Source organism: Aureimonas sp. Leaf427 (genome assembly GCF_001425485.1).
Lineage (GTDB): Bacteria > Pseudomonadota > Alphaproteobacteria > Rhizobiales > Rhizobiaceae > Plantimonas.
Genome location: NZ_LMQW01000009.1, coordinates 1 through 22104 on the forward strand (window position 1 = coordinate 1; position 22104 = coordinate 22104).

A 22104-nucleotide genomic window follows, 5' to 3' on the forward strand; every position below is an offset into this window, starting at 1 on the left:
GATCCCATCCCGAACTCGGCCGTGAAACGCTCCAGCGCCTATGATACTTCGTCTCAAGACGCGGGAAAGTCGGTCGCCGCCAGGTCTGCAAATCGCAAGCTTCTCTCTTCACTCAATCAACACCACCAAACAGCACCACACACCCAAAGCCCCGTGCCCAAAAAGCGCGGGGCTTTCGTGCGTCTAAACGTCAGCCAACATGGCGAAAACAGCGTCAGGGCCGGCAAAGCCGGAAGCGTTGTTGAACCCGAATGATCGGACGGGTTCAGGCCGCCGGCAATCCTGCCGCGATCGTCTCCAGCCCCGCTCACCACGCCGGGGCTTTTGCACATTCCAAGATCGTTCAGCCGATCCGCTCCTACCCAACGTAAGCCGAAAGCGTCGAACGCGTCCCGATATCGCGAAGCGAGCTCAGCGCCGAAACAAACCGAGCCCGGAAAACAGCGCTGGCCCCAAAAAGACGGCTTGCGCCGAGCACCCGTGCGAGTTGTCATGCTCGTCCGGCCAAAGCCGCACGCCCCGAGCGGACGCTCTTCGAACCTGGAGGGGTGAACCGCTCGGATGCCTAGAGTTTCGCCGGCGAACGGGGAGCCCTGATGCCGCTGCAGAATCGCGTGACGCCGTTTGCCGAGATCGCGCGGTCTTCGGCGCGGGGGCTCTTCATGGGGAATCGCGGCGTTCTCCATGATGAGAACAGGGAGCTCGGCGCCGCGCGCTGGCGCAGCGAGCGTTGGATCGTCTGCACCCTCGAGCCGCGCCCGGGGCGGACGACGCGCCGCGCCGTCATGGCGCCGGGGCGCTACACCGAGCTCTTCTTTCTCGACGAGGCGACGGCGCTCGCGGCCGGTCATCGGCCCTGTGCGCATTGCCGTCGCGAGGCTTTCGGGCGCTTTTCCTCGGCTCTCTCGGGGGTGTCCGAGGGCGGCGTTTTGCGCAGTGCGCGGGAGATCGACCGCAATCTTCACGAGGAACGGCTGACCGGAACCGGTGCTCAGCGGCGGACGACCGCCAGCCTCGCCGATGTGCCTGACGGTGCTTTCAGAGGTGGTCCCGAAAATTCGGACCAGTGTTTAGAGTGGATCGCCTGCTGATAGGGACGATCCAAGCATGTCGAAGAGGGCGCGGTATTCCGCGGAATTCAAAGCYAAGGTCGCGCTGGATGCGATCCGTGGCGAGCTGACGCTGGCCGAACTGGCCAAGAAGCACGGGGTGCATCCGAACGTGGTCGGTCACCAGAGGTGGTCCCGAAAATTCGGACCAGTGTTTAGAGTGGATCGCCTGCTGATAGGGACGATCCAAGCATGTCGAAGAGGGCGCGGTATTCCGCGGAATTCAAAGCCAAGGTCGCGCTGGATGCGATCCGTGGCGAGCTGACGCTGGCCGAACTGGCCAAGAAGCACGGGGTGCATCCGAACGTGGTCGGTCAATGGAAGCGCCTGGCCATCGAGAACATGGCGACAGCGTTTGGGGGCGGCGTTGCAGAGACGGCCCGTGATCGCGACGCGGAATTCGAGAAGCTCCACGCCAAGGAAGCGCCTGGCCATCGAGAACATGGCGACAGCGTTTGGGGGCGGCGTTGCAGAGACGGCCCGTGATCGCGACGCGGAATTCGAGAAGCTCCACGCCAAGATCGGGCAACTGGTTGTGGAACGTGATTTTTTGCAGAAGGCCTTCGGTCGATGAGCCGAGATCGAAGGCAGGCGGGCATCGMGAAGAACCATCCTCGTCTCAGCGTCCGGCGCCARTGCCGTCTYTTGTCTCTGACACGCTCGACGCTCTATGCCACACCAGCGGACGAGAGCGCCGAGAACCTCGCCCTGATGCGACAGATCGACGAGCAGTTTTTGGAGACACCCTGGTATGGCTCTCGGCAGATGGCTCGCTGGCTGCATCGGCAGGGCCATCTCGCTGGGCGTCATCGCGTTCGGCGGCTGATGCGCAAGATGGGCTTGTCGCCGATCTACCAGGCGCCGCGCACCAGCCAGCCGCACCCACAGCACCGGATTTACCCCTATCTTTTGCGGGATCTGACGATCGAACGGCCGAACCACGTCTGGTGCACGGACATAACTTACATCCCGATGCGGAGAGGCTTTCTCTATCTCGTCGCCATCATGGATTGGGCAACGAGGAAGGTGCTGGCATGGCGGCTGTCGAACACGATGGACGCGGCATTCTGCATCGAGGCGCTGGAGGAGGCCATGGTTCGCTTCGGCAGACCGGAGATCTTCAATTCCGACCAAGGCTCGCAGTTCACCAGTGCCGACTTCACCGACAAGCTCAAGGCTGCCGGGATCAGAATCTCGATGGACGGCCGCGGCCGCTGGATCGACAATCGGTTCATCGAGCGGCTCTGGCGGTCGCTCAAATACGAATGCGTATACCTGCACGCCTTCGAGAGCGGCTCCGAAGCTCGGTGTAAAATCGGCTCCTGGATCAGCTACTACAACGCCGAGAGACCGCATTCGAGCCTGCGAGACGCGACACCGAACGAAGCCTACGCGATGAGCTGGGCCGATGAAAAACTGGCGGCATAACCACAACCGCGTTCCACTCTGNCCGCATTCGAGCCTGCGAGACGCGACACCGAACGAAGCCTACGCGATGAGCTGGGCCGATGAAAAACTGGCGGCATAACCACAACCGCGTTCCACTCTGAATCCGCCGCCGGATGGTCCGAAAAACAGGACCACCTCTTTCGTCGAGCGCGACGGGAATGCCTGGCTCGTTGTCGGCGGACAGTTTCTGCGATGGAGTTTCGACGGGTACGACCACGCCGAAACGGGCAAGCCCAGCGAGATCCTGAGCGTTCTGACGCCGATGCCGACACTGAACGCCCTTCGCCGGGGATTTCGGCCGATCTTCCATCCGTCCGCCCACCGGTGAAACTGGTTTCAACGATCGGCGAACAACCGGACGCATCAGGGCCCGCCGACGGCGTCGCGAGGATCCCGGCTGCGTCCGAGAGTCTGGATGCATGACACAAAAACGCGCGCCGGGCCGGGGCCGGGCGCGCGTCGAGATGCTGGTCTGGCTGTGCCGCGGCGGTCAGGCCGCCGACGGTGCGCCTTCCGCATGGGCGAGCGACTCGTCGCGGCCCGAGACCGGACGGGCCTTGCCGCTGAGGGCGGCCTTCAGCTTGCCCTCGTCGAGCTCGCCTTCCCAGCGGGCGACGACGAGCGCGGCGACCGCGTTGCCGGTGAAGTTGGTGAGCGCGCGGACCTCGGACATGAAGCGGTCGATGCCGAGGATGAGCGCCATGCCGGCGACGGGCACGGAGGGGACGACCGAAAGCGTGGCGGCGAGGGTGATGAAGCCCGCGCCCGTGATGCCGGCGGCGCCCTTGGAGGAGAGCATGGCGACGAGGAGCAGGAGGACCTGTTCGCCGAGCGAGAGGTCGATGTTCGTCGCCTGGGCGATGAAGAGGGCGGCCAGCGTCATGTAGATGTTGGTGCCGTCGAGATTGAAGGAATAGCCGGTCGGGACGACGAGGCCGACGACCGACTTCGAGGCGCCGGCCTCTTCCAGCTTCTCCATGAGCGCGGGCAGGGCCGCCTCGGAGGAGGAAGTGCCGAGCACGAGGAGAAGCTCTTCCTTGATGTAGCGGATCAGCGCGAAGATCGAGAAGCCGTTGTAGCGGCAGACCGCGCCGAGAACGACGACGACGAAGAGAAGCGCCGTCAGGTAGAAGGTGCCGACGAGCATGGCGAGATTGGCGACGGCCCCGATGCCGTATTTGCCGATGGTGAAGGCCATTGCGCCGAAGGCGCCGAGCGGGGCCGCGCGCATCAGGATGGCGACGAGCTTGAAGATCGGGATCGACAGCGTCTGCAGGAATTCGGTGACCGGACGGGCCTTCTCGCCGACGAGGGCGAGCGAGACACCGAAGAGCACGGAGAAGAACAGGACCTGCAGGATGTCGCCCTTGGCGAAGGCATCGATGATCGTGGTCGGGATGATGTTGGAGAGGAAGGCGACGATCGACTGGTCGTGGGCCTTTTCCGTGTAGGTCGAGACGGCCGCCATATCGAGCGAGGCCGGGTCGATGTTGAGGCCGGCGCCGGGCTGGACGAGATTGCCGACGATGAGACCGACGATCAGCGCCAGGGTCGAGAAGGTGAGGAAGTAGAGCATCGCCTTGCCGACGACGCGGCCGAACTTGGCGAGATCGCCCATGCCGGCAATGCCGGTGACGACCGTCAGGAAGATGACCGGCGCGATGATCATCTTCACCAGCTTGATGAAGGCGTCGCCCAGCGGCTTCAGGGCCTCGCCCCAGACGGGCTCGAAATGCCCGAGCAGGATGCCGGCGACGATCGCGACGATGACCTGGAAATAGAGCTGGCGGTAAAGCGGCTTCTTCGGCTCGGGCGTAGCGCCCGCGCTCATGGTGGTCGATGGCAACATGGTGTCTGGCCTCCCCAATGGACCGGTCGGAACGGCGCTAAACGCGCCCGGCTTCGCTCCCGAAGACGGCCGCCCCGGAACCCCGGCCGCAATCTCCCTATCGCAAGCCGCGTGCCAAACCGGATTTGCAGGGCTGCCATGCGCGAATGCAGGGGCTTCGGGGAGGGAGGAGGACCGGGTCCGAGCGGATGTCGGGCGAAATTCCGCTCGCTCCACGGGCCGAATGTGCGATAAACCGCACAGATGGACGGACGGGAAGCCTTGGAGCCCATCGAGGGCCAGCGCATGACGTTTCAAGAGGGGCCCGCGGCGGCACCGGTGCCCGATGCCGGCGGGCACCCGGCCCATGCCTATGCGCGCGCGATCGTCCGCGGGCTGGAACTGGCGATGCTCGTCGTCCTCGTCGCCGTTCTCGTGATCGCCGCGGGCGAGCTGGCGCGGCGCAGCACGCTGACCGGCCTTGCCGAGGAAGCCGTGTCCCGGTTGCCGCTCGCCGCCACCGCGCTGCGCGGCGAGCTCGACAAGCAGCGTGCGCTTCCCGCCATCCTGTCCGAAGACCCGACGGTGCGCGAGGCGCTTCGCGGCAATGCGGCGGCGACGCTGCTCGTCGACGAGAAGCTGCGCCGGCTCCAGCTGTCCACGCGCGCGGCCGTCATCTACGTGATCGACCGCGACGGGCGCACGATCGCGGCCAGCAATTTCGAGGAGACGACGAGCTTCGTCGGCCGGAACTACCGTTTCCGACGCTATTTCGAAGGCGCCCTCGCTCAGGGCTCCGCCGAGCAGGTGGCGCTCGGCACGGTGAGCGGGCGCCCCGGTGTCTACATCGCGCGGCGCGTCGGCGCCTCCGCCGAGACGGCGGAGGGCGTCGTCGTCCTCAAGGTCGAGCTCGACGATCTCGAGGCCGACTGGAAGGCGGGCGGCGCGCCGATCTATGTCGCCGACAGCCGCGGGATCGTGGTCGCGACGAGCGTGCCGGACTGGCGCTTCAAGACCCTGCGCGAGCTTTCCGGGGAGGAGGCCGCGGAGATCCGCGACAGCCTGCAGTTCGGCACGGGCCCGCTCGAACCCCTGCCGCTGAAGGCGGACAGCGCCTTTCCCGGCCTCGTCGTGGATGCCGGGGGGCGTCAGTTCGTCGATGCCTCCGCGCCCGTCGTCGGCGGGCTTCCCGGCTGGCGGCTGCATCTCCTCCTGCCGACGGTCGCTCCGGTCGCGGCCGCGCAGAGCCTTGCCCGGCTCGTCGCCGGCCTCGCGGTCGCCCTCGTTCTGGCCGCGGCCGCGCTCGTGCTGCGCCGGCTTTCGCGGCGCCGGGCGGAGCGGGCGGAGGAGGCGCGGCGGGCGATCGAGCTGGAGGCGAAGGTCGCGGACCGCACGCGCGATCTCGGCGCCGCCAACGACCGGCTGACGGCGGAGATCGGCGAGCGGGCGCGGGCGGAGGCGCGCGTTCTTTCCTTGCGCGACGACCTCGCCCAGGCGAACCGGCTGGCGACGCTCGGCCAGATCACAGCGGGCGTCGCGCACGAGATCAACCAGCCGCTCGCGGCGATCCGCACCTATTCGGAAAATGCCGGGCTCTTCCTCGACCGCGGCGACGTCGAGACCGCCCGGGCCAATCTGGCGACCGTCGTCGGCCTCACCCGGCGCATCGCGGAGATCACCGACACGCTGCGGGGCTTCGCGCGGCGGGGCGACGCCGTGCAGGCGCCGGTCGAGATCGAGGCGGCGGTGGACGGCGCGCTCCTCATCCTCGGCAGCCGCATCCATGCCTCGCCGGCGCAGGTGGTTCGGCGCTCGGGAGCGGGCGGGGCGGCGGTCCTCGCCAGCCGGGTGCGGCTGGAGCAGGTGCTGGTCAACCTCGTGCGCAATGCGCTGGATGCGCTGGGCGAGGCGCCGGGCGGGCGGGTGGAGATCGCGACGGCGGCGGACGAGGACGGGGTGCGCCTCACCATCGCCGACAATGGTCCAGGCATTTCCGATTCCGTGCGCGCGACGCTCTTCACGCCCTTCGCCACGACCAAGCCGAACGGCCTCGGTCTCGGCCTCGTCATCGCCGGCGACATCGTGACCGAACTCGGCGGCACGCTGAGGCTGGACGCCGGCCGGGCCGAGGGCGCCGCCTTCACCATCGAGCTTCCCAGAGGGCGCGCGCCATGACCGAGGTCCCGACGAACGATCCCGTCGCCTTCGTCGACGACGACGACGCGCTGCGGGCGGCCAATGCCCAGACGCTGGCGCTCGCCGGCTACAGGCCGCTGCCCTTCGCCTCCGCGGAAGCCGCGCTGGCCGAGATCGACGCGGCGTTTCCCGGCGTCGTCGTCACCGACATCCGCATGTCCGGCATGAACGGGCTGACCTTCTTCCGCGAGCTGAAGGCGCGCGATCCCGACCTGCCGGTGATCCTCGTCACCGGCCATGGCGACGTCGAAATGGCGGTCGCCGCGCTGAAGGAGGGGGCCTACGACTTCATCGCCAAGCCCTATTTCGCCGAGCGGCTGACAGGCAGCGTCGCGCGGGCGGCGGAGAAGCGCCGGCTCGTCATGGAGAACCGGCGGCTGAAGGCGGCGGCCGAGCGGGGCCAGGAGGACCTGCCGCTGATCGGCACGACGCCGGCCATGGAAAAGCTGCGGCGCACGCTGCGCCAGGTGGCCGGCGCGGAGGTGGACGTGCTCGTGGAGGGCGAGACGGGCTCGGGCAAGGAGGTGGTGGCCGAGCTGATCCATCGCTGGAGCCCGCGCGCCAAGGGCGCCTTCGTCGCGATCAATTGCGGCGCGCTGCCCGAGACGATCATGGAGAGCGAGCTGTTCGGCCACGAGCGCGGCGCCTTCACGGGGGCGGAAAAGCGGCGGATCGGGCGCATCGAGCATTCCTCGGGCGGCACGCTCTTTCTCGACGAGATCGAGTCCATGCCGCAGGCTCTGCAGGTGAAGCTCCTGCGGGTGCTGGAGGCGCGCGAGATCGCGCCGCTCGGGGTCAACGAGGTGCGGCAGGTGGACCTGCGCGTCGTCGCGGCCGCCAAGGCGGACCTCTCCGATCCCGCCGCGCGCGGCGATTTCCGCGAGGATCTCTTCTATCGGCTGAACGTCGTCACCGTGCGCATTCCCCCGCTGCGCGAGCGCCGGGCGGACGTGCCGCTGCTCTTCTCACATTTCCTTGCCCGGGCCGCCCAGCGCTTCCGGCGAAACGTGCCCGACCTCTCCCCGGCCGTGCGCGCGCATCTCCTCGGGCACGACTGGCCCGGCAACGTGCGCGAACTCGTCCACTTCTCCGAGCGCGTCGCGCTGGGGATCGAGGACATGGAGGATGCCGGCGAGCCCGCGCCCACGGACGGAACCGGTCTCTCCGAACGCGTCGACGCCTACGAGGCTCGGCTCCTCGGCGAAGCCCTCCGCCGCCACAAGGGCGCCGCCGCGCCCGCCATCGCGGAGCTGAAGATCCCGCGCAAGACCTTCTACGACAAGCTCCAGCGCCACGGGCTCGTGCCGAAGGATTTTCGGGAGGGGTGAGAGGAAGCGAAGCCTCCAAGCTGCCGAAACTCCCGCCTTGCGGAGGAGATGTCCGCCCCTCGAAATGGCTGGGAGGAGGACAGCGGGCGTGCCTCCCGCGACCTCCGACGTGCCGCCCCCTCCCATTCCCCGACGTTCGCGTCCCTACGCACCCCCCTCTGCCTGCCGGCATCTCCCCCGCAAGGAGGGAGATCAGGCTTGTCTCTGGGCGATCGTGCCCTGCGGCCGGTGCCGAGCATTTTCGCCGCGTGCCGCGTGTGGAGGGGAGCGAGACTTCGGAAGCTGCCGATCTCCCTCCTTGCGGGGGAGATGTCCGGCAGGACAGAGGGGGTGCCTCCCGCGACCTCCGACGTTCCGACACATCCCATTCCCCGATGTTCGCGTCCCTGCGCACCCCCTCTGCCTGCCGGCATCTCCCCCGCAAGGAGGGAGATCAGGCTTGTCTCCGGGCGATCGTGCCCTGCGGCCGGTGCCGAACATTTTCGCTGTGTGTGGAGGGAGTGAGGCTCCTGAAGCTGCCGATCTCCCTCCTTGCGGGGGAGATGTCCGGCAGGACAGAGGGGGGTGCCTCCCGCGACCTCTGGCGTTCCGACCCATCCGATCCCCGACATTCGCGCTCCTGCGCGCCCCCTCTGCCTGCCGGCATCTCCCCCGCAAGGAGGGGAGATCGGGCTTGTTTCCGGGCGCTTATGTCCTGTGGCTGGGGCCTGGGATTCTCGTTACGGGTGGGGGAAGATCGGTGGGGCGTCGCTCCCTGATCGTTCGAACGCAACCGCAACCGTCCGGCACGTCCAGCCATGACCACCATTCCCTATGCCGAGATCGGCGTGGCGACCAACTTTTCCTTCCTGCGCGGCGCCTCGCGGCCGGAGGAATTGGTCGTGGCCGCTCTTCATCGGGGGCTCGTGGGTCTCGGCGTCGCCGACCGCAACTCGGTGGCGGGTGTCGTGCGCGCCCATCAGGCGGCCCGCGAGGCCGGGCTGGCCTATGCGCCGGGCGCGCGCCTCGTCTTCGCCGACGAAACGCCGGACATTCTCGCCTTTCCAAGGGACCGCGCCGCCTGGGGCCGGCTCTGCCGTCTTCTGACGGTCGGAAACCTGCGGACGGTGAAGGGCGACTGCATCCTTCGCCTCGACGATCTCCTCGAATGGGGCGAGGGGATCAACCTGGCGCTGGTGCCCCCGCCCGATCTCGGACGTCCCGGCCGGGCGGGCGAGGTGGCGAGCGGCCGCATAGCGAAGGCGCTCGGCAGCTTGGCGGAGGCCTTTCCCCGCCATGTCCGCCTTGGCTTGTCGCCGCGCCACGACGGGCTCGACCTTCGCCGCCTGCTCGGCGCGGCGGATCTGGCGCGGGGCGCCGGCGTGCCGCTCATGGCGACGAACGACGTCCACTACCACGCGCCGGACCGCCGCCGGATGCAGGACGTCGTCACCGCCATCCGCGAGCATGTGCCGATCGCCGAGGCCGGCCGCATCCTCTCGGTCAATGCCGAGCGGCACATCAAGTCGGGCGCCGAGATGCTGGCGCTCTTTCCGGGCCATGGCGAGGCGGTGGCCGAGAGCGTGCGCTTCTTCCGCGAGCTCGCCTTCGATCTGAGGCAGCTGCGCTACGAGTATCCCGACGAGGCGCTGCGTCTCGGCGTCACCCCGGCCGAGGAGCTGCGGCGCCTTGCAGAAGTGGGCGCGGCGAAGCGCTATCCGGACGGCGTCTCGGCCAAGATCACCGACCAGATCGAGCACGAACTCGCGATCATCGCCGAGCTGAAATACGAGCCCTATTTCCTCACCGTCCAGCGCATCGTGGAAGCCGCGCGCGGCATGGGAATCCTCTGCCAGGGGCGCGGCTCGGCGGCGAACTCCACCGTCTGCTTCTGCCTCTTCATCACCGACGTCGATCCCGAACAGTCCGGCCTTCTCTTCGAGCGCTTCATCTCGCCCGACCGCGACGAGCCGCCCGATATCGACGTCGACTTCGAGCACGAGCGGCGCTCGGAGGTCATCGACTGGATCTACGACACCTACGGCCGCGACAAGGCCGCCATCGCGGCGACGGTCATCAGCTACCGCGCGCGCTCGGCCGCGCGGGAGGTGGGCGCGGCCTTCGGCCTGTCCAAGGACGCGGTCTCCGCCCTGTCCGGCTCGGTCTGGGGCTACCACTCCTCCGATCTCGGAACCCGCGAGGCGGAGGCGGCGGGCCTTGCCGCCCAGGACCCCGTGACGAAGCATGTCCTCGCCTTCTCCCAGGAGCTGATGGAGTTTCCCCGCCATCTCTCCCAGCATGTCGGCGGTTTCGTCCTGACGCGCGGGCGCACCGACGAGACCGTGCCCGTCATGAACACCGGCTCCAAGGGCCGGCTCATCATCGAATGGGACAAGGACGACATCGACGAGCTGAAGATCCTGAAGATCGACATTCTCGCGCTCGGCATGCTCACCTGCCTGAAGCGCGCCTTCGCCTTTCTCGACACGCATTATCCCGGCGCCGTCGGCGATGACGGCGAGCCGACGGCGCTGGCCTCGCTGCCCATGGAGCCCAAGGACGGCCCCGTCTGGAAGATGACGCACCGGGCCGACACGCTCGGCGTCTTCCAGATCGAGTCGCGCGCGCAGATGACCATGCTGCCGAAGCTGCGCCCCGAATGCTTCTACGATCTCGTCATCGAGGTCGCCATCGTGCGCCCCGGCCCGATCCAGGGCGACATGGTCCATCCCTATCTGCGCCGAAAGATGGGGCTGGAACGGCCGACCTATCCGAGCCCGGAACTCGAGGAGGTGCTCCACCGCACGCTCGGAATTCCCCTGTTCCAGGAACAGGCGATGAAGATCGCCATCGTCGCGGCCGGCTTCACGCCCGGCGAGGCCGACCAGCTGCGCCGCGCCATGGCGACCTTCAAGCGCTCCGGCCGCATCTCCAGCTTCAAGGAGAAGATGGTGAAGGGCATGGTCGCCAACGGCTACGAGGAGGATTTCGCCGAGCGCTGCTTCAAGCAGATCGAGGGCTTCGGCGAATACGGCTTTCCCGAAAGCCACGCCGCCTCCTTCGCGCTTCTCGTCTACGCCTCCTGCTGGCTGAAGTGCCATTATCCCGACGTGTTCTGCGCCGCGCTCCTCAACGCCCAGCCCATGGGCTTCTACGCGCCCGCGCAGATCGTGCGGGACGCGCGCGAGCACGGGATCGAGGTCCGCCCGCTCTGCGTCAACCGCTCGAACTGGGACTCCACGCTGGAACCGGAGGAGCCCGGGGCGGGGCGCGCCTTCGATCCCGCGCGCATCGTTCCGCGCCACCGCGAGATGGCGCCGGCCATCCTCTCGCGACATGCCGTGCGCATCGGCTTTCGCCAGGCCAAGGGCCTGTCCGAGACCGAGATGCGCCGCCTCGTCTGGATCAGGGAGAGCGCCGGCCCCTTCGATTCCGTCCGGGGCTTCTGGCTGCGCACCGGCCTGTCCCGCGCCACGGTGGAGCGGCTCGCCGATGCCGACGCCTTCGCCGCGCTCGGCCTCACCCGGCGCGAGGCGCTCTGGGCCGCCCGGGCGCTCGACGCCAAGGAGGCCGCCGAGCATCTGCCCCTCTTCGCCGCGGCCCCGACGGGTCTCGCCTCGGACGAGCCGGACGCGCATCTGCCGCCCATGCCGCTCGGCGAGGAGGTCATCAACGACTACCGATTCCTGTCCCTGTCGCTCAAGGCCCATCCGGTCTCCTTCGTGCGCGAGCGGCTGAAGCGGCAGGGCATCCTGCCGAACGGGCGGCTGGAGACGCTGCCCTCCGGCCGGCGCGTCACGGTCTGCGGCCTCGTCCTGGTGCGCCAGCGGCCGGGCTCGGCCAAGGGCGTGATCTTCATGACGATCGAGGACGAGACGGGCATCGCCAACATCATCGTATGGCCGAAGGTCTTCGAGACTTTCCGCCCGCTGGTGCTCGGCTCGCGCTTCGTGCGCATCACCGGGCGCATGCAGTCCGATCGCGGCGTCATTCATGTGGTCGCCGACCATGTCGAGGACCTGACGGGGCTCCTGCGCGAGATCGCGGCCGGCGATTTCGAGGAGACCGGCCATATCGCCCGCGCCGACCACGTGCGCAGCCCCCTGCGCTCCGCCGGCGGCAAGCGTTCCACGCCGCCGGCGGAGGCGTCCGAAGGCCTCTCGCTCGCCACCATGCTCGCCCATGCCGACGAGGTGCGCCGCCCGGTCGACGAGATGCGGATGCACCGGCGCCGGATCGACGAAATGCGCAGGGCCGCCATCGAGGCGAGCCGCCTCGACGCCGAACCGCCGGTCCTCCCTCCCTCCGGGCCCGATCGCGACGAGGTTCGGGCGGTCCTGCCGAAGGGTCGAAACTTCCACTGAGCGAATGACGCAATCTTGTCTGGCTTCCGCCACAGCTTCGCCTAGGTTGCCACACGATCGGGCATGCTTTGGAATCCTTCTGGATCGCCGCTTGCCGCCAAAAATCAACACCGGCCGGGCGCGACACCGTCGACCCGGCCCCGTGACGAGCGACGGACCGAGACCCTGCCAGCCTTTCTTCTTCAGCCTTCCGCCGAGCGGCGCCGCCCACTGGCGGGCCTGCCGCCCAAGGTGCTTTCCATCGCGGCCGGCCTTCCCGCTCTCGCCCTTCTCTCCGCCTGCAAAGGCCCGCAATCCACCTTCGACGCCGCCGGCACGGAAGCTTCCAGCGTCCTCACGCTCTTCTGGGTCATGCTCGCCGGGGCGGTGGCCATCTGGCTCTTCGTCGTCGGCTTCTCCGTCTTCGTCACGATCGCCAAGCCCGGGAGATATTCCGAGCGCGCGGGCGTGCATCTCATCGTCTGGGGCGGCTGCGTCTTCCCGACCGTCGTTCTCGGCGCCCTCCTCTGGTACGGCCTGTCCATGATGCCCGGCTTCCGCGCGCCCGCCGACGAGGGCCCGCGGATCGCCGTTTCCGGCGAGCGTTTCTGGTGGCGGGTGAACTACGGCGTCGAGGGCACGCCGGGCGTGGCGAAATCCCTGCCGGCGGGCGGCGTCGAAAGCGCCAACGAGCTCTGGCTGCCGGTGGGCAAGCGCATCGAGATCCTGCTCGGCAGCCCCGACGTGATCCATTCCTTCTGGGTGCCCTCGATCGCCGGCAAGACCGACACGATCCCCGGCCGCGTCAACCGCATCGTCCTGGAGCCGACCCGCACCGGCACCTTCAACGGCATCTGCGCCGAGTTCTGCGGCGAGGCCCATGCGCAGATGGGCTTTCGCGTAATCGTCGCCTCGCAAGGCGACTACGACGCCCGCGTCGCCGCCGAGGCCGAGCCCGCAGCGGTCGTGACCGGCTCCGGCTACGAGGCCTTCATGGCGAACGGCTGCAACGCCTGCCACACGGTGCGCGGCACGGACGCCGTCGGCCGTCTCGGGCCGGATCTCACCCATGTCGCCTCGCGCGCGACGATCGGGGCGGGCATCCTGCCGATGACGCCGGACAATCTCGCCCTCTTCATCCACTCGACCGGCCATGTGAAGCCGGGCGTCGAGATGCCGGCCTTCGCGGCTCTGCCGGAGGCCGAACTCGGCGCCATCGCCGCCTGGCTCGGAGACCTCAAATGAGCGCCACCACGACGGGCGGTGCGGACGGCACCGGCATCGAGACGCCGAACGATTCCGGGATCGAGAAGGAGGCGGCCACCGCCTCGCCGGAAACCGGCTCCTCGCTGGAGAGGAAGCGCGCCGCGCTCGCCGCCGTGCGCCCGCATTCCGACGACCCGGAAAAGGACGCCGCGATCCAGGCGGCGCAGGTTGCCCGGCTCGACGCCGTCTGGGCGAGCCCCAAGGGCTGGCGCTACTGGTCGGACGTGAACAACACCGAGATCGGCGTCTGGTACACCGCGACCTCGCTCGCCTTCATGCTCTTCGCCGGCATTCTCGGCCTGATGATCCGCGCGCAGCTCGCCGTTCCCGACAACGACTTCCTGACCGCGAACTTCTACAATCAGGTCTACACGCTGCACGGCACGGCGATGATGTTCCTCTTCGCCGTGCCGATCTTCGAGGCGGTGGCGATCATCCTCCTGCCGCAGATGCTGGGCGCGCGCGACCTGCCGTTCCCGCGCCTCTCGGCCTTCGGCTACTGGTGCTTCCTCATCGGCGGCGTCTTCGTCTGCGGCTCCATCTTCTTCGGCGCGGCGCCCAATTCCGGCTGGTTCATGTATCCGCCGCTGACCACCGAGGAGCGCTTCACGCCCGGCTACGGCGCGGATATCTGGCTGCTCGGCCTCTCCTTCATCGAGGTCGCCTCGATCGCGGCCGCCGTGGAGCTGATCGTCGGCACGCTGAAGTGCCGGCCGCCCGGCATGCGGCTGAACCTCATGCCGCTCTATGCCTGGTACGTCCTGGTCGTCGCGGCGATGATCCTCTTCGCCTTCCCGCCGCTGATCGCCGGCGACATCCTCTTCGAGCTGGAGCGCCTCTTCGACTGGCCCTTCTTCGATTCCACGCGCGGCGGCGATCCGATGCTGTGGCAGCACCTCTTCTGGATCTTCGGGCACCCGGAGGTCTACATCGTCTTCCTGCCGACGATCGCGCTGCTCGCCATGATCGTGCCGACCTTCGCCCAAAGGTCGCTGCTCGGCTATTCCTGGATCGTGCTGGCGGCCGTCGGAACGGGCTTCCTCTCCTTCGGCCTCTGGGTCCACCACATGTTCGCCACGGGCCTGCCGGCGATCTCGCTCGGCTTCTTCTCCGCCGCCTCCGAGGCGGTGGCGATCCCGACGGGCGTGCAGATCTTCGTGTTCCTGGCGACGCTGATGACCGGCCGCGTCATCTATTCGGTGCCGATGCTCTTCGTCTCCGGCGCGCTCGCGACCTTCGTGCTCGGCGGCCTCACCGGCGTCATGGTGGCGCTCGCGCCCTTCGACTGGCAGGCGCACGACACCTATTTCATCGTCGCCCATCTCCATTACGTCCTGATCGGTGGCGTCGTCTTCCCGCTGGTCGCGGGCATCTACTACTATTGGCCCGTCGTCTCCGGGCGGAAGCTCTCGGACCGGCTGGGCAAATGGGCCTTCTGGCTGATGTTCGCCGGCATGAACATCGCCTTCTTCCCCATGCACTTTTCCGGCCTCGCGGGCATGCCGCGCCGCGTCTGGACCTATCCGGAGGCGCTCGACCTCTGGCTGCCCAATCTCGTCTCCTCCATCGGCGCTGCGATCCTGGCGGCCGGCCTCATCGCCGTCCTCTTCGACATGCTGCGACCGCGGGGCAAGGAGCCCTATGCCCAGCGCAATCCCTGGAACGCGGGGACGCTGGAATGGCTGACGCAGATGCCGGGCAAGAACTACGGCGTGCGCACCGTGCCGATCGTCACCTCGCGCTATCCGCTCTGGAGCCAGCCGGGCTTTCTGGCAAACTACGATGCCGGCCGCTTCTACATGCCGGACGCCGAAGAGATGAAGCGCGAGACCATGGTGACGGGGGTTCTCGACGCCGAGCCGCTGCAGGTCCTGCGCGTGCCCGGCCCGAGCTTCATGCCGATGGTGGCCGCCGTCTTCCTCGGCTCGGTCTTCATTCTCGCGACCTTCCATCTCTGGATGTGGACGATCGCCGCCATGGTCGTCGCCACCGTCTCGATCCTCGTCTGGCTCTGGCGCGGCACGTCGATCATCCCGGAAAAGACGGAGAAGGACGTCGGTCTCGGCCTGACATTGCCGCTCTATCGCTCGGGGCCGGCCTCGGTCTCCTGGTGGGCGATGTTCATCACCATGACCGGCGACGCCACCGCCTTCTTCAGCCTCGTCTTCGGCTATTTCTTCTTCTTCACCATCCATGCCGACTTCCCGCCGCCGGGCGCGGTCGGCCCCGGCCTCCTCTGGCCGCTCGTCTCCCTCGCCGGCTTCATGGCCGCCTGGATCGCGGCCCGCCTCGCCCTTCGCGTCAACCGCGCGGGCCGGGTTCCGCTCGCCCGACTCCTCCTTGGGGCCGGCGGCGCCCTCTCGCTCGGCGCCGGCGCGGCGCTTCTCTGGGGCCCCTATACGACCGGGCTCGAGCCGAGCACCCATGTCTATCCCGCCATCGTCTGGACGCTCGCCATCTGGACCGCGGTCCATGCGGCGGTCGGCGCGCTCATGCTTCTCTACTGCCTCGCGCGATCGTTCGCGGGCCGGCTGACGCCCGCCTACGATCTCGATCTCTCCAATGTCGCGCTCTACTGGCACTTCATGGGGATGACCGCGCTCGTCACCGTCGCGACGATCGCGCTCTTCCCGCTGCCGGTCTGAGAGGGAGCGGCGCCATGACCAAGCCCGACAGCCAGACCCGCGACACGCTCTGGACGCTGATCCTCACGCCCACCGTCTGGGCGCTGCACTTCCTCCTCTCCTACGTCTTCGCCGCCTTCCAATGCGCGCCGAACGAGGCGATCTTCGAGACGATCGAGGCCTCGCGCCTCGCCATCGCGGGGCTCACCGCGATCGCCCTCGTCGTCATCGCCTATGTCGGCCTGCGCAGCTTTCGCGAATGGCGCGTCAACGAAGGCTCCTTCCCCCATGCCGGCGACACGGCGGAGGAGCGCGAGCGGTTTCTGGAGTTCTCCTCCGTCCTTCTCGCGGGCCTCTCCTTCATCGGCGTGCTCTTCGTCGCGCTGCCGGCGCTGCTCTTTGCGGATTGCCGATGAGAGCCGTCCTCCTCGCTCCCGCGCGGTCCCTGCCGGCCGGCGCCCTGCCGCTCGGCCTCGGGCTCGGGCTTCTGGCCGTCCTCTGGTCCGGCGCGGCGCCGGGAGCCGCGCTGCCGGGCGTCGGTCCCGACAGTTTCTCGGCGCATATGATCCGGCACATGGGCATCGTCGCGGTGGCCTCGCCGCTCGTCGCCTTCGGCCTGTCCCGCCTCTATCCGGCGCTGGTCGGCCTCGTGCCGCCGGGCTTCGCGCTCGTCGCCTCCTTCGCGGAATTCGCCGTCGTCTGGGGCTGGCACGCGCCCGCCCTCCACGATGCCGCGCGCGCCTCGACGGGCCTCTTCCTCGTGGAGCAGGGCTCGTTTCTCCTGGCCGGTCTCGGCCTCTGGATCGGCGCCTTCGGCACCGCCCATGCCGAAGGCCGCGCGGCCCGGGCGGGCGGCGTGCTCGCGCTGCTCCTGACCTCCATGCACATGACGCTTCTCGGCGCGCTTCTCCTTCTCGGGCCCCGTCCGCTCTACGCCTTCGGTGATCTCTGCCGCCCCGGCGCGGCCATGACGCCGCTCGGCGACCAGGCGCTCGGCGGCGTCATCATGCTTCTCGTCGGAGGCGCCGCCTATCTGGCGGGCGGGCTGACGCTGCTTCGCCCGCTTCTCGGCGGTGGCCGCGATGCCGAACGCGGCCCCCGCCACGCCCCCGCGCCCGACCTTCGGAGTTCGCTGCCATGAAGGTCCGGTTCGACCTCAACTGGAAGACGGCCGGCCTCGGCGCGCTCGTCGGCGTCGTCGGCGCGCTCGCCGTCGGCTGGTCCGGCCTCGTCTCCATCGCCGCCTCGTCGGGCCATTTCGGCCCGGTCTCCTGGTTCCTCCACTGGACCATGCAGAACGCCGTCGACACGCAGTCGCTCGGGCTCGACGTGCCCGCCGACGTCGATCTCTCCGATCCCGCGCTCGTCCAGCGCGCGGCCGGCCATTTCGCCAGCGGCTGCGCCGCCTGCCACGGCGCGCCCGGCGAGACGCAGTCGCCCGTCGTCCACGCCATGATGCCGCCGCCGCCCCGGCTGGAAGACCGCGTCGGCTATGGCGCCAAGTGGAAGGATCGCGAGCTCTTCTGGATCGTCCAGCACGGCGTGAAATATTCGGGCATGCCGGCCTGGGTCTCGCAGGGCCGGCCGGACGAGGTCTGGGCCATGGTCGCCTTCCTGCGCGCTTATCCCGGCCTGACGCCGGAGCGCTACGGCGCCCTGGCGCTCGGCGACGGTGAGCCCGCGCCGACGGTCGGCACCGGCCCGAACGCCGAAAAGGTCGCGACCGCGCTCGCCGACTGCGCCCGCTGCCACGGGCTCGACGGCCAGGGCGTCGGCGGCCCGGCGGAAGCCGGCGCCTTCCCGGTCATCGCCGGCCAGCCCGAGCCCTATCTTCTCGAAACCCTGCGCGCCTATGCGAGCGGCGGCCGGGAGAGCGGCATCATGCAGCCCGCCGCCGGCATTCATTCCGACGAGGTGCTTGCAGCTCTCGCCGCCCATTACGCGGCCCAGCCCGCGCTGGTCCGTCCGGCCGCCGCCTCGCCCGGCACCGCGCCGGGCCTGCCGGAGACGCCTGTCGTCACCGCCGCCGAGCCGGGGCCGACCGGCTCGCCCGCCGCCATCGCGACGCGGGACGCCGTCGCCGCAAACGTCGAGCCCTCGGCCGCGCACGGCCCGCCCTACGACGCGGCCGGCCTTCTCGAACTCGGCCGCGTCCTCGCGACAGAAGGCCTGCCCGTGCGGAAGCTGCCAGCCTGCGAAAGCTGCCACGGCGACGAGGGGCGCGCCAGGAACCCGAACTATCCCCGCCTCGCCGGCCAGCCCGCCTGGTATCTCTCCACCCATCTCCAGCTCTGGAAGCACCGCCAGCGCGGCGGCGGCCCCTATGCCCACCTCATGGCCAAGATCGCCCCGCACTTCACCGACGAGCAGATCGAGGCGCTGGCGATGTGGTATGCGGGGCAGGGCGGGGGGTGAGGCGCCTCATCACGATCGGGGCTTCTCCAAGCCTTCGATCAGACGGAGAACGGCGGGCCTCAGATCCGGCAGATGGTGGTGCAGGATGTCGATGATGTCGTCGTCGCGAATGCGGTAATATTCGTGGCGAAGAAGGTTTCCGATCCCGACGATGGAGCGCCAGGGGATTTCCGGCTCCAGCGCCAGAAGGCCGGCCGGCAACTCCTTCGCCGCTTCGGAAATGATCTGCAGCGAGCGCTCCACGGCTCGGATGACGATGTAGCTGTCGAGGATTTCGCGGCTCGACAGCCCATCCGTGGCCGACAGGATTCCGTCGATATGCTCCAACATGTGTTGAAGCCGAATCGCGGGAGACTTCGCGGAGTTCATCAAAAGACGCGGATGGCGGTTCGCTCGATCTCCGGGCGAAAGGTCGAGACCAGCGCATCCCGCGTGCTGTAGCCGATCTCGATCCCCGGAAACTGTTCGTCCAAGACGACGTAAGGGGCCATGTAATCGAGAAAGCCGATGCCGCGCCCAGGCTCGAATTCGACGAGCAGGTCGATGTCGCTGTCCTGACGGGCCTCGTCTCTTGCGTGAGACCCATAGACGTAGAGCGCTGCGACTCCGCGCGCGCGCACGTCCGGTTCCACGGCCTTCAGGCGAGCAATGATCTCGTCGCGCGTCATGGCATCATTCCATCACATCGGACGGCCCCGATCCAGAGCCGTCCGCCGTCCTCGCCCTCACCCCGGCAGCGGGATGAACTCCGCGTCGTCGCCCTTCGGCAGGTGGAAGCGCCCCTTGGCGAAGTCCGCCGCGGCCCAGGCCTCCTTGGCGGCCTCGATCCGGTCCTTCGAGGAAGCGACGAAGTTCCACCAGATGTAGCGCGGGCCGTTCAGCGTCTCGCCGCCCAGAATCATCAGCCGCGCGCCGCGTGTTCCGGCCGTCACCGTGATCGCGTCGCCCGGGCGGAAGACCATCATGCGCCCGGCCTCGAAGTTGTCGCCGGCAATCTCCACCGAGCCGTCCACCACATAGATCCCGCGATCCTCGTGCTCGGAGGGCAGCGGCAGGCGCGCGCCGGGGCTGAGCACGGCGTCGGCATAGACCATTTCGGAAAAGGTTGAGACCGGCGCGCGCTCGCCATAGGCCGTGCCGAGAATGAGGCGCACGCTCTTGCCCTCGCCCTCGATGACCGGCAGTTCGTGCGCTCCGCGATGCTCGAAGCTCGCCACGTCGTCCTCGTGCGTCTCGGGCAGCGCGACCCAGGTCTGGATGCCCGACAGCTTGTGGGGCGCGGCGCGCGTCTTGGCGCCGGTGCGCTCGGAATGTGTGACGCCGGAGCCCGCGATCATCCAGTTGACGTCGCCGGGCAGGATCGTCTGGTCGGCGCCCGTGGAATCGCGGTGGTGGAACGAGCCCTCGTGCAGATAGGTGACGGTGGCGAGCCCGATATGCGGGTGCGGGCGCACGTCGATGCCGCCGTCCGTCAGGAACTCGACCGGGCCCATCTGGTCGAAGAAGATGAAGGGCCCGACCATCTGGCGCTGGGGGGCGGGCAGGGCGCGGCGCACCTCGAAGCTGCCGAGATCGCGCGCGCGCGGCACGATCAGCGTCTCGATCGCATCCAGCGATCCGGCATCGGGGCAGGTCGGCTCGAGGGCGGGATTCCAGCTCATGATCTCGTCTCCTTCAACGTTTCCAGACATCCGCCCATTCGGGATGCTTGCCGAACTCGGCCCGGGCGAAGGGGCAGAGCGGCATGATCTTCTTGCCGGCCGCCCGCGCGTCCTCGACGGCGCGGGTGACGAGACGGCGGCCGGCGCCCTGGCCTCGGAAGGCATCGGGCACCTCGGTGTGCTCGATGATGATCATCGAGGCGCCGGCCTTGGAGAAGGCCAGCTCGGCGACCGCGCCGCCGGGTTCCGTCAGCGTGTAGACGCCCTTGGTGGGCGTCTCGGAAAAGGCGATCTCGCTCATGCCGCGGCCTCCACGGCACCTTCGCCGAGAAAGGTCTCGACCGCCGCGATCTCCTCGTTGCGGATCTCGTGGCCGCCCTCGTGCCAGGCGAGCGTCACCGCCGCTCCGCCCTTCGTGAGGGTCGCCGCCAGCCGTTCCGTCAGGGCGGGCGGGCAGATCGGATCGCGCCGGCCCGCCGTGATCAGCACGCGCTTGTCCGCGAGCGCCGGCACGGCGGCCGGCTCGAACGGGATCAGCGGATGCATCAGCACCGCCGCGTCGAAGAGGCCAGGCTCGTCGAGGAGCACGGAGGCGAGAATGTTCGCCCCGTTGGAATAGCCGAGCCCGATAATGCCGGAAGCGCCCGTCCGCGCGGCGGCCTCCCGCACGAAGCCGGCCATCTTGGCGGTGGCGCGGGCGAGATCGGCCATGTCGTATTGCCCCTCCGCCCGGCGCCGGAAGAAGCGGGCCGCGCCCGCTTCCGAGACGTCGCCGCGCGGCGCCAGAAGGCCCGCCTCCGGCATGAGCTGCCGGCCGAGCTCGAAGAACTGGTTCTCGTCGCCCCCCGTGCCGTGAAGGAGAACGAGAAGCGGCCGGCCGCGAGGCGCCGCGTGTTCGCGATGGCGATAGGTGCTCATGAAACCCTCCTGTTGCCTGCCCTCAGGCCGCGAGCGGCTCGAGATGCGCCTCGATCCGGTCCCTGGCATGTTCGTAGCGGCTCGGCAGTTTCAGCGCCTCGCCGAGATGGGCGCAGTCCTCGTCGCGGGTGAAGCCCGGCTCGTTGGTCGCGACCTCGAAGAGGACGCCGCCCGGCGTGCGGAAGTAGATCGCCCAGAAGTAGTCCCGGTCGATCACCGGCGTCACCTGATAGCCGGTCTCGGCGATGGCCTTTCGGACGGCCAGCTGCGCCGCGCGATCCTCGACCGCGAAGGCGACGTGATGCACCGATCCCGCGCCGAGCTGGGCCGCCGGGGCGCCCGGAAGCGTCTCGATGTCGATCGTGCCGGCGACGCCGCCGCCCTTCACCGCCATGCGCGTCACCGCGCCCGCCTGTTCCACGCGCTCGTAGTTCATGAAGCCGAGCAGTTCCTCGGTCGCGCCGCCGTCGCGCAGCCGCAGCGAGACCGAATGGAAGCCCCGGATCGCGACATCCTCGGGAACGCCGCCGCCCGTCCAGGGCGCGCGCCGGTCGTCCTCGACCTCCAGCACGGCGAAACGGTCGCCGTCCGGCCCGTCGAAGTCGAGCCGCTTGCCCCCGAAGCTCGAACCCTCGGAAAGGCCCGCGACGCCGGCGGCCGTCAGCCGGCCGCGCCAGTAGCCGAGCGCGCCCTTCGGCACGGAAAAGACGGTCGTTCCGACCTCGCCGGCGCCATGCCGGGCCGGACCCATGTTCGGGAACGGGAAGTAGGTCATGACCGAGCCGGGCGTGCCGATCTCGTCGCCATAGTAGAGATGGTAGACGTCGGGCGCATCGAAGTTCACCGTCGTCTTCACGCGGCGAAGTCCGAGCGTTCCGGTGAAGAAGGCGTTGTTGACGCGGGCGTCTGAAGCCATCGACGTCACATGGTGGAGTCCCTTGATCTCCTGCAGCATGGCCCTGGTCTCCTTGGTAAGGCTTGTTTCGGG

Annotated in this window: 16 protein-coding genes, 1 rRNA gene and 2 pseudogenes; 12 read left to right on the top strand and 7 right to left on the bottom strand. The window is 68.7% G+C overall.

What is annotated here, in order from left to right; translation table 11 throughout:
• The 4 genes and pseudogenes from rrf to ASG62_RS07395 all read left to right on the top strand — a co-directional run.
• A 5S ribosomal RNA gene (gene rrf / locus ASG62_RS07380) occupies positions 1 to 85 on the top strand; the annotation flags it as partial.
• 511 nt (positions 86 to 596) lie between these two features.
• The gene (locus ASG62_RS07385) at positions 597 to 1091 is read left to right on the top strand and encodes a hypothetical protein (protein ID WP_056697840.1); all 495 of its coding nucleotides are present in this window, start codon (positions 597 to 599) and stop codon (positions 1089 to 1091) included.
• Between the two features lie 16 nt (positions 1092 to 1107).
• Positions 1108 to 1227 (top strand): annotated as a pseudogene (locus ASG62_RS26310) (transposase); the annotation flags it as partial.
• Positions 1228 to 1301: 74 nt separating this feature from the next.
• A pseudogene (locus ASG62_RS07395) lies at positions 1302 to 2534 on the top strand (transposase); the annotation flags it as partial.
• Positions 2535 to 3048: 514 nt separating this feature from the next.
• On the opposite strand, the gene ASG62_RS07400 reads toward ASG62_RS07395, so the two are convergent.
• Positions 3049 to 4389, bottom strand: coding sequence for a dicarboxylate/amino acid:cation symporter (locus ASG62_RS07400; protein WP_413814187.1), 1341 nt, complete (start codon positions 4387 to 4389; stop codon positions 3049 to 3051).
• A gap of 279 nt (positions 4390 to 4668) precedes the next feature.
• Here ASG62_RS07400 and ASG62_RS07405 point away from each other — a divergent pair, with 279 nt between their 5' ends.
• From ASG62_RS07405 to ASG62_RS07440, 8 genes are all read left to right on the top strand, one after another.
• A complete protein-coding gene (locus ASG62_RS07405) occupies positions 4669 to 6561 on the top strand; it encodes a sensor histidine kinase (protein WP_162246019.1) in 1893 nt (630 codons plus the stop codon).
• The gene (locus ASG62_RS07410) at positions 6558 to 7910 is read left to right on the top strand and encodes a sigma-54-dependent transcriptional regulator (protein ID WP_056695243.1); all 1353 of its coding nucleotides are present in this window, start codon (positions 6558 to 6560) and stop codon (positions 7908 to 7910) included. The genes ASG62_RS07405 and ASG62_RS07410 overlap by 4 nt, the downstream gene beginning before the upstream one ends.
• Before the next feature lie 797 nt (positions 7911 to 8707).
• Entirely contained in the window at positions 8708 to 12253 is a 3546-nt protein-coding gene (locus tag ASG62_RS07415) for an error-prone DNA polymerase (protein WP_082537256.1), read from the top strand.
• Positions 12254 to 12484: 231 nt separating this feature from the next.
• Complete coding sequence (locus tag ASG62_RS07420) at positions 12485 to 13477, top strand: c-type cytochrome (protein ID WP_244487591.1); 993 nt, start codon at positions 12485 to 12487, stop codon at positions 13475 to 13477.
• Positions 13474 to 16143 carry a cytochrome c oxidase subunit I gene (ctaD, locus tag ASG62_RS07425; RefSeq protein ID WP_082537258.1) on the top strand — a complete coding sequence of 890 codons (2670 nt, stop codon included), beginning with the start codon at positions 13474 to 13476 and terminating at the stop codon, positions 16141 to 16143. Before ASG62_RS07420 ends, ctaD begins: the two co-directional genes overlap by 4 nt.
• Positions 16144 to 16157: 14 nt before the next feature.
• Positions 16158 to 16538, top strand: coding sequence for a hypothetical protein (locus tag ASG62_RS07430; RefSeq protein ID WP_056695245.1), 381 nt, complete (start codon positions 16158 to 16160; stop codon positions 16536 to 16538).
• The gene (locus tag ASG62_RS07435; protein WP_156382016.1) at positions 16535 to 17263 is read left to right on the top strand and encodes a cytochrome c oxidase assembly protein; all 729 of its coding nucleotides are present in this window, start codon (positions 16535 to 16537) and stop codon (positions 17261 to 17263) included. Before ASG62_RS07430 ends, ASG62_RS07435 begins: the two co-directional genes overlap by 4 nt.
• On the top strand, positions 17260 to 18537 hold the full coding sequence (locus ASG62_RS07440) for a c-type cytochrome (RefSeq protein ID WP_056695246.1): 1278 nt from the start codon (positions 17260 to 17262) through the stop codon (positions 18535 to 18537). The genes ASG62_RS07435 and ASG62_RS07440 overlap by 4 nt, the downstream gene beginning before the upstream one ends.
• A 9-nt stretch (positions 18538 to 18546) precedes the next feature.
• Here the strand turns inward: ASG62_RS07440 and ASG62_RS07445 are convergent, their stop codons facing one another.
• Genes ASG62_RS07445 through ASG62_RS07470 form a run of 6 tightly spaced genes read right to left on the bottom strand, consistent with a single transcriptional unit; the run spans position 18547 to position 22071 of the window.
• A complete protein-coding gene (locus tag ASG62_RS07445; protein WP_244487592.1) occupies positions 18547 to 18867 on the bottom strand; it encodes a DUF86 domain-containing protein in 321 nt (106 codons plus the stop codon).
• Positions 18868 to 18905: 38 nt separating this feature from the next.
• The gene (locus ASG62_RS07450; RefSeq protein WP_056695251.1) at positions 18906 to 19205 is read right to left on the bottom strand and encodes a nucleotidyltransferase family protein; all 300 of its coding nucleotides are present in this window, start codon (positions 19203 to 19205) and stop codon (positions 18906 to 18908) included.
• 57 nt (positions 19206 to 19262) lie between these two features.
• A complete protein-coding gene (locus ASG62_RS07455; protein ID WP_056695254.1) occupies positions 19263 to 20198 on the bottom strand; it encodes a pirin family protein in 936 nt (311 codons plus the stop codon).
• A gap of 13 nt (positions 20199 to 20211) precedes the next feature.
• Positions 20212 to 20499, bottom strand: a complete 288-nt coding sequence (locus ASG62_RS07460) for a GNAT family N-acetyltransferase (protein WP_056695256.1) — start codon at positions 20497 to 20499, stop codon at positions 20212 to 20214.
• Positions 20496 to 21116 carry an alpha/beta hydrolase gene (locus ASG62_RS07465; RefSeq protein ID WP_056695258.1) on the bottom strand — a complete coding sequence of 207 codons (621 nt, stop codon included), beginning with the start codon at positions 21114 to 21116 and terminating at the stop codon, positions 20496 to 20498. Before ASG62_RS07465 ends, ASG62_RS07460 begins: the two co-directional genes overlap by 4 nt.
• Before the next feature lie 22 nt (positions 21117 to 21138).
• The gene (locus tag ASG62_RS07470; RefSeq protein ID WP_056695260.1) at positions 21139 to 22071 is read right to left on the bottom strand and encodes a ring-cleaving dioxygenase; all 933 of its coding nucleotides are present in this window, start codon (positions 22069 to 22071) and stop codon (positions 21139 to 21141) included.
• Between the last annotated feature and the right edge of the window lie 33 nt (positions 22072 to 22104).

What these genes read in the sequence shown, in the direction of transcription:
- ASG62_RS07385 (WP_056697840.1), top strand. Translation starts at nt 597, where the DNA reads ATGCCGCTGCAGAATCGCGTGACGCCGTTTGCCGAGATCGCGCGGTCT.
- ASG62_RS07400 (WP_413814187.1), bottom strand. Translation starts at nt 4,389, where the DNA reads ATGAGCGCGGGCGCTACGCCCGAGCCGAAGAAGCCGCTTTACCGCCAG.
- ASG62_RS07410 (WP_056695243.1), top strand. Translation starts at nt 6,558, where the DNA reads ATGACCGAGGTCCCGACGAACGATCCCGTCGCCTTCGTCGACGACGAC.
- ASG62_RS07415 (WP_082537256.1), top strand. Translation starts at nt 8,708, where the DNA reads ATGACCACCATTCCCTATGCCGAGATCGGCGTGGCGACCAACTTTTCC.
- ctaD (WP_082537258.1), top strand. Translation starts at nt 13,474, where the DNA reads ATGAGCGCCACCACGACGGGCGGTGCGGACGGCACCGGCATCGAGACG.
- ASG62_RS07430 (WP_056695245.1), top strand. Translation starts at nt 16,158, where the DNA reads ATGACCAAGCCCGACAGCCAGACCCGCGACACGCTCTGGACGCTGATC.
- ASG62_RS07435 (WP_156382016.1), top strand. Translation starts at nt 16,535, where the DNA reads ATGAGAGCCGTCCTCCTCGCTCCCGCGCGGTCCCTGCCGGCCGGCGCC.
- ASG62_RS07440 (WP_056695246.1), top strand. Translation starts at nt 17,260, where the DNA reads ATGAAGGTCCGGTTCGACCTCAACTGGAAGACGGCCGGCCTCGGCGCG.
- ASG62_RS07445 (WP_244487592.1), bottom strand. Translation starts at nt 18,867, where the DNA reads ATGTTGGAGCATATCGACGGAATCCTGTCGGCCACGGATGGGCTGTCG.
- ASG62_RS07450 (WP_056695251.1), bottom strand. Translation starts at nt 19,205, where the DNA reads ATGACGCGCGACGAGATCATTGCTCGCCTGAAGGCCGTGGAACCGGAC.
- ASG62_RS07455 (WP_056695254.1), bottom strand. Translation starts at nt 20,198, where the DNA reads ATGAGCTGGAATCCCGCCCTCGAGCCGACCTGCCCCGATGCCGGATCG.
- ASG62_RS07460 (WP_056695256.1), bottom strand. Translation starts at nt 20,499, where the DNA reads ATGAGCGAGATCGCCTTTTCCGAGACGCCCACCAAGGGCGTCTACACG.
- ASG62_RS07465 (WP_056695258.1), bottom strand. Translation starts at nt 21,116, where the DNA reads ATGAGCACCTATCGCCATCGCGAACACGCGGCGCCTCGCGGCCGGCCG.
- ASG62_RS07470 (WP_056695260.1), bottom strand. Translation starts at nt 22,071, where the DNA reads ATGCTGCAGGAGATCAAGGGACTCCACCATGTGACGTCGATGGCTTCA.